This window comes from Nostoc sp. (assembly GCF_036917465.1).
Lineage (GTDB): Bacteria > Cyanobacteriota > Cyanobacteriia > Cyanobacteriales > Nostocaceae > Nostoc.
The window spans coordinates 1-15,691 of sequence record NZ_JBALDL010000083.1 but is presented as its reverse complement, the minus strand read 5'-3'; the positions used below and the strand labels follow the sequence as shown (position 1 = coordinate 15,691).

The following is a 15,691-nucleotide window of genomic DNA, read 5'->3' as shown; positions in this document are numbered from 1 at the left end:
GAAGCGTTATTCGGCTAAAGTCTTCTTCCCATCCTTTTGCTTGGTCTTTGATACCTGAATAACCGCCTACCCCGAATTATTGAGGGGATACCAATAATGCGGCATTGTTTGTCAGAAGTTGACACTGGCTTGAGTTCCTAGAAGATACGTTGACATTTGGTCAACCGGCTCGGTTTTAGTTTCCAGTTTATTGAAGTGTATCAGAAGAAGAGAAGTTCTAGCTAAGACGGTAATTTCAGCAGTAGACTTTATAGAATCAAGCAATATTAAGTCATGACTATGACAACCAAACAAGCCATTTTTGAAGCGATTGAACAACTGCCAGAGCAGCACCAAGAAGATGTGTTGCGGTATGTTCAACAGCTTGCACTTACCCAGAAATCACCCTTCTCTTACTCACCTACTGACAGTAGCGACCCCCTGGCAAACTTTATCGGTGCAGTATCGAAAGGCTCCCTAGCTGCCAACTTCGACTCGGAACTCTATGGCGACTAAGTATTGAACTGTTTAATCTGCTGACCCTCCTCAAACCGGGATTAGGCATCACCGTGCCAAAAAAGGTTTTTTGTACGCTAAGGAATTTTCAAGTGCCTGAAACGACGATTTTTCGTTCAAACTAGATCGAAACTAGCAGCCTAACCATAGGTCTTTCACGAATTTTATAGGAAAAAGCACTTCTTGAAAAGCTTACCCCATCTTGGTTTCAGCCTTAGCTTACAAATTACCCGTTTCGGCACGGTGACGCCTATCTGCCCCATTATGATTCAAAGCATACACATGGTCAACTTCCTGTCAATGCGTAAGTTCTGATGGTCTTAAAGTTTTGAGATGTTCGCCATACCATACCAAGGTGCGCCGAATAGCCTCACGTAAAGGGGTAGCATGGTTGCCAAAAGCTTGGACATACTTATCATGATTTACAACAAATGGCTTATCAAACTCATACATCATTTCGACAGTTTCACGAGCTTTTGGGATAAAAATACCACCCAGTCGCATCATGAACTTACCCATCTTGCTTATTTTCGGTGGCTTTCCAGCTTCCTCAAAAGCTATAGTGATAAACTGACGAGTAGTGATAGTGTCAGCATTGGGGATATGCCAAATTTGACCAAAGGCATCATCTTGCTCGCCTAACATCACCAATGCTTTGCCAAAGTCATCGATAAAGGTATACGAATGAGGGAGATCAATTTCACCCAGTGCTGATGCAGTCTTTCCAGTCAGTACGGCAGGAAAAACGCGATCTCCCATTACAGAATTAAGCACTTCCGGCCCATAGAAGTCCGATGCTCGACCAATAGCAACTCGTAGAATACCACGTTGGTGTGCATTCAAAAGTGCCTCTGCCATTTGAGTACGGACACTGCCTTTGCGTGTGGTTGCGGCATTCGGCAGATTTTCCCGCAGCACATCATTGACAGGGCCATACATATAAAGATTATCTCCCACAACTAGCTTCGCGCCATTGGCAGCCACGCCTTTTACAATACTTGCCTGCAAGGATGGAAAAAACTTTGGCCATTGAGTATAGGCTGGCTGTGCACATTGATAAACAACTGTCGCCTCAGCAGTAACTACACGTGTATTTTCAGGATCGTAAGCATCGCAGGCGATGATGTCAACATTAGGAGGTACTTCTGCTTTGCCCCTGCGATTGACCATCCGCACCCGCTTGTTGCGTGCCAGTAGTTCGCGCATGACGGCTTTTCCGAGGGGCCCAGTACCAAAAATTACATGGAGTTCGTCTGTTTTGTTCATGATTTGGCTTTATACATAAATGTTGGTTGAATATTGAATACAAAACTTTAAATTTTCAGCTACGCTAGGGCAGAATATCGATAATGGAAAACCTCAATAATTTAACTGATGTTTTTATAACAATGTTTCAATTTCCTAGTTTTAACTATGGGGTACTGCTTCCCACTACTGAATTGCTTGCCATGTTATTCCTGTAGCAGATAAATGGGACCAATATTTTCTTTCTCTATCATTCGCAAAGGTTGGTATAGATAACTAAAAATTGCTACGCCAAAATTAAGTGTTCCTAGAACCATAAATAACAGTCCAATGCCTCGCCCTGCTCCAACGCCGATAATTTGACCCACACTACTAGCCAGTAGACCACCATTAGCCAAAAGTGGCTCGAATACATAATCAGCTAAAGGCCCAGCTAGGAGATAGGCGAGTGGAAAGGAAGACCAGGCAATCATCAGCCGTACTCCAAAGACTCGTCCTTGCACATCTGGGGGGACTTTGGTCTGCCAGATAGCTTGATTGCAACCATCCATAAATGGCACGCAGAAGAAAACCCCAAAGGCTGCTACTGTAATTAGTAGTACGGAGGGGTGCAGTCCAATAAGGAGTAAGCAAATTGCTTGCAGTAAACCGAAACCGAACACACCATACACGCGAGGCTTTGGGCCTCCCCAAACGCTCATAACAATACCACCTGCTAACATACCACTACCTGCAATAGACATCACCTTGCCAAGAATTGCGGGTGAAGTAAAAGCTAGAAGCATAGGTGTAATTAAGACGCTGGCAATTCCCAATCCAAAATTGCTCCCAGCGAAAAACAATAGCAGCCCCAATAAACCTGGACGTTTGATAATGTAAGTCCAGCCATAAACCGCTTCTTTTAAGAGCGAACCTTTTGCTTGATTGCCTGTGGTAGTTTTTTCGGGTTTGGGGAACTGGACAATCAAGAGGGTAACTATGGCGAAAAGATAACTGGCGAAGTCAATCAAAAGCACGCCCTTAACTCCAATTGTCATCACCATTATCCCTGCCAAGGCTGGGGCGAAAAGCCTTGCAGATCCTTCCCCAATGTTTGTCATCCCACTGGCGCGACCAAGGTGCTTTTTAGAGATAAGTAATGTGATGGTTGCGGAATAAGCCGGAAACTGAAAGGCGGTGCAAACTGAGATGACAGACATGCCAGTATCAATATGCCAAACCTGAAGTTGATTAATTAAAAGTAGTAATACAAGAACTAGGGTAGTTAGACCTGCCACAGTGTTACAGAGTAACATGGTTGCGCGTCGCTCCCATCGATCTACAAGCGCACCAGTAAGAGGTGATAGTACAATTCCAGGCAAGGTAGTAAACAAAGAAATGAGCGCAAACTGAGTGATAGAGCCTGTTTTTTGGTAAACCCACAAACCGAGAGCGAAGCCAGTCAGTCCTGAGCCAATGAGCGAGATGAGTTGCCCAAACCACGTAATAATAAATACCTCTAATTTATCAATGATGATAGATTTGCCCATGTCTTTTTTTTATAATTGCAATATCTATAGCAGTCATATTTGTGGAGGTAGGGAACTCTTTTTACTCTGTGTTCTCTGTGCCTCTATGGTTTAAATCATGACAAAACTAACCGCAAAGGCGCGAAGGACACAAACAAAGAAAAGTTTCAAAGATTTCTTGGGTAAGTCCTAAAGTCATTCAGCTAATTGATATGAGTCAGTTTGTAGTAATGACTTTAGGACTTATTTTCTAAGCACTAAAATGCTTACTACAAACTTTTAATTCAAATGTGACTATCCGCAGGATTTATCTATAAAATCCAATCTAAAATCTAAAATTGGATGACAAACTACTAAATTTGAGCTAATTCCTCCGCAACAGCGTTAACAGTGAAATGAATTTGCTCAGGTGTATGATTGAAGTTGATAAAAAATCGCAGACGAGCGGCTTTGTCTTCTACGGCTGGATAGATTTGAGGCATTACATTAATTCCCCGGTTAAACACGGCTTGGGAGAGTTGAATACAACGAACAGAATTACCCACAATGACAGGAATCACCGCAGAGTGCTTACTCATACCAGTATTCAACCCGCGCTCGCTTGCCAATTGTAAAAACAATTTAGCTCGTTCATGAAGAGATTGTACTCGTTCTGGTTCTGCTTTTAGCTTGCGTATGGAAGCTAGTGCTGCTGCTGTGTTTCCTGGCGACATCCCAGCACTATAAACAAAAGCGGGAGCAGTGTATTTGAGATATTTGACTACAGCTTGACAACCTGCTATGTAGCCTCCACAGCTAGCGAATGATTTGCTAATTGTCCCCATCCACAAATCTACGTCAGTAGGATTAATGCGCTCGCTATAATACTCAGCGATACCGCGACCGCGATCGCCAATCACACCCATAGAATGGGCTTCGTCTACCATTAAAAAGCCTTTATGACGCTTCTTAATTTCGATAAACTTGGGCAAATCGGGGATATCGCCATCCATGCTGTAAACACCTTCGATGATAATCAATATCCGTTTGTAACGACGGCGCTGTTCGGTAAGTATCTGATCTACAGTCTGCCAATCGTTATGGGGAAAGCTGATGCGGGTAGAACCAGATAACAAGCATCCTTGGATGATACTGTTGTGAATTAACTCGTCATGGAGGATCAGGTCATTTTTGTCAAAAAGATGACCAATTGTGCTTTCATTAGTGGCATGACCTGCTGTAAAAACGATCGCATCCTCTACACCTATTAAAGATGCAATTTCTTGTTCTAACTCGCGGTGGATTGGAATTTCACCTGATAGCAGGCGGCTAGCTGATACAGATGTGCCGTAGCGCTCAATAGCTTCCTTTGTTGCTAAACATACATCTGGATCTTGGGCAAATCCCAGATAATTGTAACTGGAATAATTAATAACTTCCCGGCCATTTATGACTACAGTATTCCTATTTACCCCTTCACTAACTTTGAAATAAGGGTCAGCAACTCCACCTTTAGTTGTGATACCAGCAATCATTTGTTCTAAGTTGCGGTACTGGGGAGAATGGGAAAAATCATAATATGCCAGGGGAATATCATCATTATCGCGATCATTAGTAGATATTTCTACTGCACTTGTCTTTTTTTGAATGAGTTGTTTCAAAAGACTGCGCTTTTCTTCTGCGGACAAAGTTGATATTTTTGTAGTTAGGTCTGTCATTTGCTTGCTCATAGTTTAATTTAATGCTTCTTGAAGTAAAGAATCGATTTCTGAGTCTGAGAAATCATCGAGATTAGACAAGAGATTTTCTATTAACCAATTGTCTGCTTCTGCCAACATTTCATTTTGATTAATAACGAGACTTTCTTTTGTCTCTGTATCTGCCAAGTCAAGATCGGATAATAGTTGGGTAATTAACTGGTCAATGCTTGGGGCGGTAAAAAACTGAGTAATGGAAATTTCTAGCTCTAATTCAGCTTGAATGCGGTCTTTTAATTCCAAACCCATTAAGGAATCCATACCCAAGCTACTTAAAGATTGCTGCACGTCCATTTTGGCAACAGGAATTTGTAAGGCTTTTGCTATTTCTGCCAACAAATAAGAACGCAATGATTGACAGCGATCGCTATTATCATCAGGCGTAACTGTAGGAACAATTAAACTATCATTGCTGATTGGCAATTTTGTTTGCTTGCGGTCAACTTGTACTGTTTCCACCCAATAGCGTTGACGTTGCCAAGGATAAGTTGGTAAATTTACCCGTTGTCGTACATAATCTTGGTCAAAACCAGACCAGTTAACTGATATCCCCCGAACATAAAGGTCTGCTAAACTTTGAAGTAAAACTCGCCAATCCTCTTGTCCTTGACGCAAGCTAGGAAGCCAAGTTGCCTTTACCTCTGGCAGACACTGACGTGCCATGCCTAACAATATTGGTTTTGGCCCCATCTCCACAAACACGTCATAATCATACTTATGTAGTGTTTCCATACTTTGGGCAAATTGTACTTCCTCCCGTAAATGACGACACCAGTATTCAGGAGCGATCGCTTCAGCCGTTAGTCGTTCTCCAGTCGCATTAGAGATGATGTCAATTTCTGGCGCACAATATGTAACAATCGCAGCAATCCGACTAAACTCTTCCAAAATTGGCTCCATCAGGGGTGAATGGAAGGCGTGGGAGGTTTGTAATTTTTTAGTTCTAATCCCTGCGGCTTCTAAGGCAATACAAATTTCCCAAATAGTCTGTTGTTCTCCAGAAATTACTGTATTTTGTAGTCCATTGCAGGCAGCAAAGCTGACTTTTTCCTCATCGATTGCCGTAATTGTCTGAATTATTGTCTTTGAGGCAAACACTGCCACCATCTCTCCGGTTTGCGGTAGGTTCTGCATCAGGCAGGCCCGTTCAGCAACCAGCTTTAGTCCATCCTCCAAGCTAAAGACTCCTGCCACACAAGCCGCTACATATTCACCAAGACTATGACCCATCACGGCAGTTGGTTCAACTCCCCAAGATTTCCAAAGCTGCGATAGGGCATATTCGAGAGCAAATAAGGCAGGTTGGGTGTATGCGGTTTGGTCTAGGGGTGAAGACTTCACCTCTTCTGGATAAAGGACTTGTAGCAATGGTTTCTCTAGGTAGGGACGCAGAATTTCATCGCAACGGTCGAGGGTTTGCCGGAAGATAGGCTGGGTTTCGTATAATTGACGACCCATATCCAAATACTGAGAGCCTTGTCCAGTGAATAGAAAGGCTATCTTTGGGTGTTTTTTAGTGTTCCTTTGACTAGATAAAACTAAAGGATTATCTCTGCAAGCAATAAAATCATTGAGTGCTGTTTGCAACTCTGCATGAGATTGAGTACAGATAGCAAGACGGTGTTCAAAATGCGATCGCCCGGCGTTAGCAGTAAAGCAAATATCTGCCAAAGGTGTTTCTGGATGAACCGCTAAGAAATCTGCATAACTTTGTGCTAGTTCCCCCAAAGCTTTCTCAGTTTTAGCCGACAAAGTTAACATCTGCCAGCTACGGTCAACCTCAGATACTTCTGGAACTAAAACAGGGGCTTCTTCTACAATCAAATGGGCATTAGTGCCACCGATACCAAAAGAACTGACCCCAGCCCGGCGAGGAGTATCGGCTGTTTCCCATTCTGAGAGGGTAGCATTAACATAAAATGGACTGTTAGCGAAATCAATTTGAGGATTAGGTTGTTCAAAATGCAGGCTGGGTGGTAGCAACTTGTGTTTCAGGGATAGGACAGTCTTGATTAGACCAGCCACACCAGATGCCGCATCTAAATGTCCAATATTGGTTTTCACAGAACCAATAGCACAAAAGCCTTTCTTTTGGGTACTAGCACCAAAAGCTTTTGTCAGAGCTTCCATTTCAATCAGGTCGCCTAGATTTGTGCCGGTGCCGTGAGCTTCTACATAAGTGATAGTTTCCGTGACAATATCGGCTACTGCTTGGGCTTCGGAAATGACTGCTGCTTGACCATCTACACTCGGAGCCGTGTAACCAATTTTGAGAGAACCGTCATTGTTGATAGCTGAACCTTTAATCACTGCATGGATGCAATCTCGATCGGCGATCGCATCTTCCAGTCGCTTCAACACGACAATTCCCACACCATTACCACCGACTGTTCCTTGAGCTTGGGCATCAAAAGCTCGACAGTGTCCATCAGGAGAAAAAATCATTCCCTCATGATACAAATAACCAGTCTTCTCAGGAACACGTATAGAAGCACCACCGGCTATAGCCATATTACATTCGCCGTTTAGCAAACTCTGACAAGCCATGTGGATAGCAACTAAAGAAGTAGAACAAGCAGTTTGCACACTGACACTTGGCCCCTGGAGATTTAATTTATAAGAGACTCGCGTTGGTAGAAAATCCTTATCATTAGCAATCATCAGTTGATAATTACTGATTGATAAATCTAAGTTGTCTAAGCTCGGATACAGATTTTTCAACAGGTAAGTATTCATCCCTACCCCAGCATAAACACCAATGGAAGTGTTGTTAGTTTCTGGGTTGTAACCAGCACTTTCAAGAGACTCCCAAGCACACTCTAAAAATAGGCGTTGTTGTGGGTCTATCATCGTCGCTTCTTTGGGAGAAATGCCGAAAAATGTAGCATCAAAGTTCTCGACATCTGACAAAATAGCATTAGCTTTCACGTAATTAGGCTTACTTAACAAAGTTGGATCTATGCCTACAGATAGTAGCTCCTCATCAGAGAAAAATGAAATCGACTCTACACCGTCTTTTAGGTTATCCCAAAATTCATCAATATTTTTTGCCCCAGGGAAACGACAAGACATACCAATGATGGCTATTTCTAAACCATTCTTATTATTGCTATCAAATACATCAACTGCTGTCATATAAATATCCTTAGTATTGATTAGATTTTTTGCACGAATAAAGAATTTTAAGGTTCACCGAAAGACCTAACAGTTTTAGGAATTTCCCTACGTTGTAGCGACTGCACCATGCAGATAGTAACGAGAAAGTTATAGCAATCCTCAATTATTAATGAAATACCCTCTTTATTCTTTTGGCGTACTTAGTGGTTCCTGAAAAGGTAGTTTTCACAACTAACATAGGATTGCTATAGGAATTCTTTTTGATTTTTGCAAAGCTAGATACAACTTGAAGAGCCTTCTTTCCTATTGCCTTCTGTCGTATCCCTATTTGATCAATGAGTTATTTTGAGACCTTAACTGCCTTTGTTGATTCATAGAAGTTCTGCGAACATGACGATTATTAGATTGTTCGTAGCTTGGTAAAGAAACAGATTTTTTACTGAAATTCTGGGTTAAGCGTTTAGCCAAAGAGTGGATAGTCGGGTATTTAAATATTTCAACCATCGATAACTCTTGGGAAAAAATCTTTTGCAGTTTGTGATGAATCTGCACCATGAGTAATGAATGACCGCCTAAATCGAAGAAATTGTCATGAATGCCCAGCTTTTCTAGTTGAAGTATTTCTTGCCAGATAATTGCAATCAAGACTTCAGTTTCGGTTTGAGGCATTTCATAATTAGCTACCATTTCTGGACGCAAACTTTGAGGAGATGGTAAAGCACGGCGGTCTACTTTGCCATTAGGTGTTAGTGGCAAGGCTTCTAGCATTACGAAAGCCGAAGGAACCATATAATCAGGCAGTTTTTCCTTCAGGACACGACGCAAATCAGTAGTTGTTGGTGCTAGTTCCTGATTTGTCACCACATAGGCAACTAAGCGCTGATCTCCAGGAACGTCTTCGCGGGCAATAACTACCGTCTGGAGTACACCTGGGTCTTGGCTGAGTACAGCCTCTATCTCTCCTAACTCAATGCGGAAACCACGCATTTTTACTTGAAAATCTATACGTCCCAGGCACTCAATACTGCGATCGCTCAGATAGCGGGCTAAGTCCCCAGTTTTATAAAGCCGTGCGCCTTTTTGGTGGCTAAAGGGATTGGGGATAAATTTGTCTTCTGTCAACTCAGGACGGTTAAGGTAGCCTCGCGCTAAACCTGCGCCACCGATATGCAATTCCCCAGGTACACCGATTGGGACTGGTTGCAGATGGCGGTCTAAGATATAAACTTCAGTATTAGCAATAGGACGACCGATGGAAATTAATCCTTCCTCAGACTCGACTTGAGAAATTAGTGACCAGATAGTTGTTTCTGTTGGGCCATAAACATTCCAAAGTGAAGTACTCCTGGCTTGTAATTGATTAGCTAACTTCTTGGGTAAAGCTTCACCCCCACAAAGTATTTTTAATTTATGGGAATTTTGCCATCCAGCTTCTAGCAGTAATCGCCAAGTAGCTGGGGTAGCTTGCATAACTGTGGCACCAGAGTTAACCAGCAAGTCTAACAACTGTTTACCATCAACGGTGACTTCACGCTTTGCTATTACCAAGCGGGCACCCACAATCATTGGCAGGAAAATTTCTAAGACAGCAATGTCAAAGGTAAAAGTCGTTACTCCCAGAAGTACATCATCTGCCGTCATTCCTGGCTGTTGGCGCATAGTAGACAAGAAATTGACCACAGCGCTATGTAAAATTTGTACACCCTTGGGCTGGCCTGTAGACCCAGAAGTATAGATGGTGTAAGCCAGGTTGTCAGATATCACGTCAGCGATCGGGTTTTTCTCGCAATGCTTGGCGATATGATGCCAGTCAGTATCTAAGCAAACCACAACCGCTTCATGGTTGGGTAAATCTCCTACAAGCTGCTGTTGCGTCAACAGTACTGACACTTGAGCATCCAATAGCATGAAACTCAGACGTTCATCAGGATAATTTGGGTCTAGAGGTACATAAGCTGCACCCGCCTTAAGAATTCCTAATAGTCCCACCACCATCTCTAAGGAGCGTTCCACACAGATGCCTACTAATACTTCCGGTTTCACACCCAGAGTCCGCAGGTAGTTTGCTAATTGATTCGCACGCTCGTTTAATTGCCGATAGGTGAGTTGTTGTGAATCAAATACCACAGCCACTGCATCTGGTGTGCGCTCTACCTGTTCTTCAAATAACTGATGAATACACTGGTCTTGGGGATACTCTGTTTGAGTATGATTACATTCCACCAGCAATTGCTGTTGTTCAGCTTTTGTCAGCAGAGGTAATTGGGAAATAAGCTGCTCTGGTTGAGCAAGAATCCCCTCAAGCATTGTCTGGAAATGCCCCGCCATGCGCTCGATAGTATTAGCATCAAACAAATCAGTGTTGTACTTAAAGGCAGCAAACAGCGATTCACTTGCTTGTATCACTTCCAAGGTTAAATCAAATTGTCCTTCTTCTTGAGAAATCACAAAAGGTTTCAACTGCAAATCGTCACAATCAATTTCCACCTCTGTTTCTTCAGGCAGGAAAAACTCTAAAGTCTTGCCAAATCGCTCGATTTGTTGTAGAAATACAAAGCTTACCTGAAACAAAGGAGTGTGGCTGAGATCCCGGTTTGGTTGCAAGCGTTCGACCAATAGCGTAAAAGGATAATCTTGATGAGCGATCGCTTCCCACACTGTTTGTCTGACTTGAGCCAAAAACGCTTTGAAGGTGGGATTACCAGCAAGATTTGCTCTTAAAACTATAGAGTTAACAAAATGACCAACCGTCCGAGCAAATTTAGTTTGCTGTCTACCTGCAAAGGGGGAACCCACAAGAATATCTTCCGCGCCTGTGTAGCGATGCAGAAGTACCTGAAAGGTTGCTAACAAAAGTGTAAACAGTGTAGCTTTCTCGGCTTTTGCCATCCCCTTGAGGCGCACAGCCATTTCTTCACTCAGATGAAAGACATGGGAAGCTCCCCGATATGTTTGTACTAGTGGGCGCGGGCGATCGCTAGGTAACTCTAGAACAGGCAAATTACCAGAAAGTTTCTCTTGCCAATAGTGCCATAGACGCTCTCCAACTGCACCTGACAACATTTGCGTTTGCCATTGTACATAATCGCTGTAGTGATATTTGATTGGGGGTAAGTAAGCTTTTGTACCTGCTTTCGCAGCCGAGTACAGCTTTTGTAACTCATCAAGCAGAATTAATACTGACCATCCATCACGAGCTATATGATGTATTACTAACAAGAAAACATGCTCCTGCTCAGAACGAGTAAACAAACTTGCCCTTAATACTGAATCTTGCTGCAAATCGAAGGGAAGTTTATATGCTGCAATTACTTCCTCTTTCAGTCTTTCTTCAGTCCAATCTCTAGCATTAATTTCTGCACAAGATATTTCTGGAGATAAGCGAATTTCTTGCACAAACTCACTTTCGTGTTCTGTAAAAGTTGCTCGCAAAATTGGATGGCGATCTACCAGTGTTTGTAGAGCATTTTGCCAAACTTGCTTATCTAAATTACCGCAGATTCGGATTGTCAACGCAGTGTTGTAAGCTGGGCTTTTTGGTGCAAGTTTGTGCAAAAACCATAGTGCTTGCTGATTGCGAGAAAGAGGGAAAATCTTTGCGGTAGCTGCATCTGTAATTTCGACTTGATTAGTAAGTTGCTTGAGTTTTTTCAGAGAATCAAGACCAGCTATTACTGAATCGCCATCAATGCCGAAATCAATGAGATTGGCAATTTCATTAACACCAATTTCCTCAAGGCGATTAACCATTTTCAAACAGGTCTCTGGTGTGCCAAATAGGGCATTAGTTTGAAAGTAACGCTCGAATGCATAAGCTAATAAGTCTGAGCGCTGTTGCTCATTTAAATCATCTAGACTTTTTGCTCCTTGCCCCCATAGATTAACAGATGTTCTCAGATATTCAATAAATGGTTCTCTGACCTTTTGACGAACATCGTTGATATCATCGCCGATAAATGTATGCAACATCAAGGTAACACGACCCGTATTTGGATCGTGACCATTTGCAGATCGTGACTGTCGATAAAGGGCGATTTTTTCTGCTAATTCTTCAGTGGATTGGAAGAGAAAGGCTGTTAAAATGTTAAGTCCAGAGGCTCCGGCTTCAATAAATCTTTCTTTGTTGCCACTACAAGTTAACCAAATGGCTAACTCTTGCTGCTTGGGTAAAGGATAAATTTGAATTTCCGTTTCTTGACCAACACCATTTTGTAACGAAATTGACTTACCTTGCCAGAGCTTTTGCACTTTTTCAATGCTTGAGTACAAAACTTCTGTACTATTGGCATAGGTATTTGGTGAAAGCACAAAATCATTTGGGTTCCAACCTCTAGTAAAGCCCAGGTCTACTCTTCCTTGGGATAAATTATCGACAACAGACCATTCTTCAGCGACTCGGATCGGGTTTTGCAGAGGTAAGACAACACTACCAGCACGAATCCGAACCCGCTCAGTTACCATTGCCAAAGCAGCAGCTAATACAGAAGGATTAGGGTAGAGTCCGCCAAAGGTGTGAAAATGTCGTTCTGGTATCCAAACCGCAGTAAAATCATTTTGGTCTGCAAACTTTGCTCCTTCTATTAAAAGTTTATATTTGTTGTTTGTAAATTCAGCTTCGTTACTTGAGAAGTAAAACAAGCTAAATTGCAAATTTTCTTCAATAACTGGATTGTGGGTTATGGCGGAACTTTCTTCTACTCGCGGTTTGGTTTGGTTTGGAACCGCAGATTGTAATTTAGCTGAGACGCTTTGAGAAGGTAATCTGTCTTGAGAGCGAATACGGACAGCTAGTTGAGAAATGCTAATATCTTCTAAGAACACTTCTATCGGTAAAACAAGACCAAAGTTAGATTCGATTTCGTTTTTAATAGCGATCGCTTGTAGGGAATCAATACCCAAGGTATGAAGAGGCTGTTCCAATTGGAGTTGAGATGCAGCAATCCTCAAAATTTGGGCAATTTGGTCGCGCAATGTTAATTCTAGTGACGATTGTGTTGTCGGCAATGAAATTGATGATATCTCTGGAGTTGTGTTAGTGTCTGCAATTGAATTATCCGTCTGCTCTAGGATACTCGAACCCACAACAGCTAGATTACCTGCAATAAAACCACTACGGCAGGCATGACGTTGAATCTTACCACTCGAAGTCTTCGGGAGATTCCCAGTTTTTAACAGTACTACGCCATAAACTTGTAATTCGTGCTGTTGCGCCACTGCTGTACGGATGTCTGCGGCTACCTGATTCACATCGAATTTTCGTAGATAACTACGCTCAACTTCCTGAACCAGAACCAGGCGTTCTTCACCGTTGATTTCCACTGCAAAGGCCGCACCACAACCTGGGTTGAGTGCCGGATGGCTTTGTTCTACAGTTAATTCAATATCTTGAGGGTAATGGTTGCGACCTCGGATGATAATTACATCCTTGAGGCGACCCGTAACGAACAATTCACCATCTTGTATAAATCCCAAGTCTCCCGTGCGGAGAAATGGACCCTTACCACTGTCTGTCAGGAAAGCATTGAAAGTTTTTTCTGTTTCAGTAGGTCGGTTCCAATAACCCTGAGCAATGTTTGCACCTGACACCCAAATTTCTCCCACTTCATCAGATGAGCATTCTCGTAAAGATTGGGGGTTAGCGATGACGATTTTTCCATCTAGCCAAGCATGACCGCAACCGACAACTTTCTTAGAGTTGTGTTCCTCACCGTCTACAACCAGATTTTGCTCAAGGGCCGCCGCCTCGGACTGAAAAACTACAGGTGGTGATTTTTTCTCGCCCCCAGAGACAAATAAAGTGCTTTCAGCCATTCCATAACAGGGGTAAAATGCTTCCCGACGGAAACCGCAAGGTGCGAAAGTGGCTGCAAATTGATCTAGTGTTTCCGCACGAATGCATTCAGCACCATTGAAAGCTAAAATCCAACTGCTTAAATCTAGACTTTCCCTCTGTTCTGGCGTAATCTTCTGAACACACAAGTCATAAGCAAAATTAGGCCCGCCACTGGTAGTTGCTTTGTAGTGAGAAATTGCTTTGAGCCAACGGAAAGGTTGCTGGATAAATTCTACAGGTGACATGAGAATGCTTGGTATCCCCAAATACAGAGGTTGTAGCACATTACCAATTAATCCCATGTCATGGAATAGAGGCAGCCAACCAACAAATAAAGTTTCTTCTGTATGTTGGAATGACCTGCGGATCATTTCTTCATTGTGTAGCAAATTCCCATGAGTTAGCATCACACCTTTCGGTATACCCGTAGATCCAGAAGTGTACTGGAGAAAAGCTAAAGTGTCGCCATTCACTTCTGGTTTTTGCCAGTTTGATGCCAATTCACTGTTGACATGATCAGTAGCCAACCATTGCAGAGATGCCAATTCTGGATTTTCAGCCAACCGACCTTGGAAGTTAGTCAACACTGAGGTTGTGGTCAGTGCTACCTTTGCCTTCGCATCTGATATGATCGCTTGCAATCTTGATAGATTCTGATTGCGCCGTGGCGGATAAGCGGGAACAGCCACCGTTTTAGAATACAAACATCCAAAAAAGGCGGTAATAAATTCTAGTCCTGGTGGGTAGAGCAACAAAGCACGAGAGCCTGCAACCCCAAGGGATTGTAATTGTACTGCGATCGCTCTAGCCTGCCGATCTAATTCTTCATAAGTCAGGCTTGCTTTTTCTATTTCTCCATCCTCTAGAAAGGTAAAAGCTACTTTACTTGGTTGAGCAACAGCTCTGTAGCGCAGAAGATTTACTAGAGTGGCGATATCTTGGGAAAATTCTAAGTTCAAGTTATCAGATGTAATAATCATGGGGGATGGCTCTAACAATTGAATACAAAGTTGCTGTGGACTCTGGATTTAAGGGTCACTATGTGGTTTGTCGATTACCGTATCATCTCCACTTAATGTGCCACCTATTAAGCTGATATAGGGACTAACTTCATTAAATCAATCCTGGGGTTCATACCGCTCACGTAGCAAAAATCTGTTGACACTATTGCGAGACAAATCTTCCATTATTTCTGCTAAACGTGTGCAGCCAGGATACTTTGATTCTGCCAGTAGAAACAAAGTATAAGTGTTTAGGTCACACTTGGCGGTGGATGGCTTAGTAGTCGCTCTGATTGTCTGAACCCTAAATACGCTCTGGACGTAAATTATCCGTCTTTCCAGTCCAAGACTGATTAGCGTTCACCTGTTTTTTCCTGATTTGTCTTACATCGTTTATTCTCTAATTTGTCAATGCGTAAGTTCTATAATTAGCCCTTTCAAGGTGGTAAAATTTGGAACGAAGATTGATGATTTCAACCTTCAAAAAGCCCAAAATATGAGCGGATAACTCAGGATAATAGCACTGAAACAACGTCTTTTCATTGAACACCTTGAAAGGGCTAGTTCTATAATTTTATCTCACTAACCTTTATTCAGGCGTTATCGCACTTTTTATGCAAGATTCATACATTTCTCCATAAGTTCATAAAATTGCTAATTCTATCTCACTAACCTTTATTCAGGCGTTATCGCACTTTTTATGCAAGATTCATACATTTCTCCATAAGTTCATAAAATTGCTAATTCTATCTCACT

6 protein-coding genes and 1 pseudogene are annotated in these 15,691 nt (G+C 42.4%); 1 reads left to right on the top strand and 6 read right to left on the bottom strand.

What is annotated here, in order from left to right:
* Positions 1 to 273 precede the first annotated feature (273 nt).
* A complete protein-coding gene (locus V7K38_RS19680) occupies positions 274 to 495 on the top strand; it encodes a hypothetical protein (protein ID WP_334860078.1) in 222 nt (73 codons plus the stop codon).
* Between the two features lie 297 nt (positions 496 to 792).
* Here V7K38_RS19680 and V7K38_RS19675 read toward each other — a convergent pair whose 3' ends face one another.
* The 6 genes and pseudogenes from V7K38_RS19675 to V7K38_RS19650 all read right to left on the bottom strand — a co-directional run.
* On the bottom strand, positions 793 to 1,761 hold the full coding sequence (locus V7K38_RS19675) for an SDR family oxidoreductase (protein WP_334860077.1): 969 nt from the start codon (positions 1,759 to 1,761) through the stop codon (positions 793 to 795).
* Positions 1,762 to 1,946: 185 nt separating this feature from the next.
* Positions 1,947 to 3,269 (bottom strand): MFS transporter, encoded by a 1,323-nt coding sequence (locus V7K38_RS19670; protein ID WP_334860076.1) that lies wholly within the window; start codon positions 3,267 to 3,269, stop codon positions 1,947 to 1,949.
* 332 nt (positions 3,270 to 3,601) lie between these two features.
* Positions 3,602 to 4,957 (bottom strand): aminotransferase class I/II-fold pyridoxal phosphate-dependent enzyme, encoded by a 1,356-nt coding sequence (locus V7K38_RS19665; protein WP_334860075.1) that lies wholly within the window; start codon positions 4,955 to 4,957, stop codon positions 3,602 to 3,604.
* A gap of 3 nt (positions 4,958 to 4,960) precedes the next feature.
* Positions 4,961 to 8,119: a type I polyketide synthase gene (locus V7K38_RS19660; RefSeq protein WP_334860074.1), complete on the bottom strand. Its 3,159-nt coding sequence runs from the start codon at positions 8,117 to 8,119 to the stop codon at positions 4,961 to 4,963.
* A 306-nt stretch (positions 8,120 to 8,425) separates the two neighbouring features.
* The gene (locus tag V7K38_RS19655; RefSeq protein ID WP_334860073.1) at positions 8,426 to 14,914 is read right to left on the bottom strand and encodes a non-ribosomal peptide synthetase; all 6,489 of its coding nucleotides are present in this window, start codon (positions 14,912 to 14,914) and stop codon (positions 8,426 to 8,428) included.
* A 51-nt stretch (positions 14,915 to 14,965) separates the two neighbouring features.
* Positions 14,966 to 15,229: pseudogene (locus tag V7K38_RS19650) on the bottom strand (IS701 family transposase); the annotation flags it as partial.
* Positions 15,230 to 15,691: the final 462 nt, after the last annotated feature.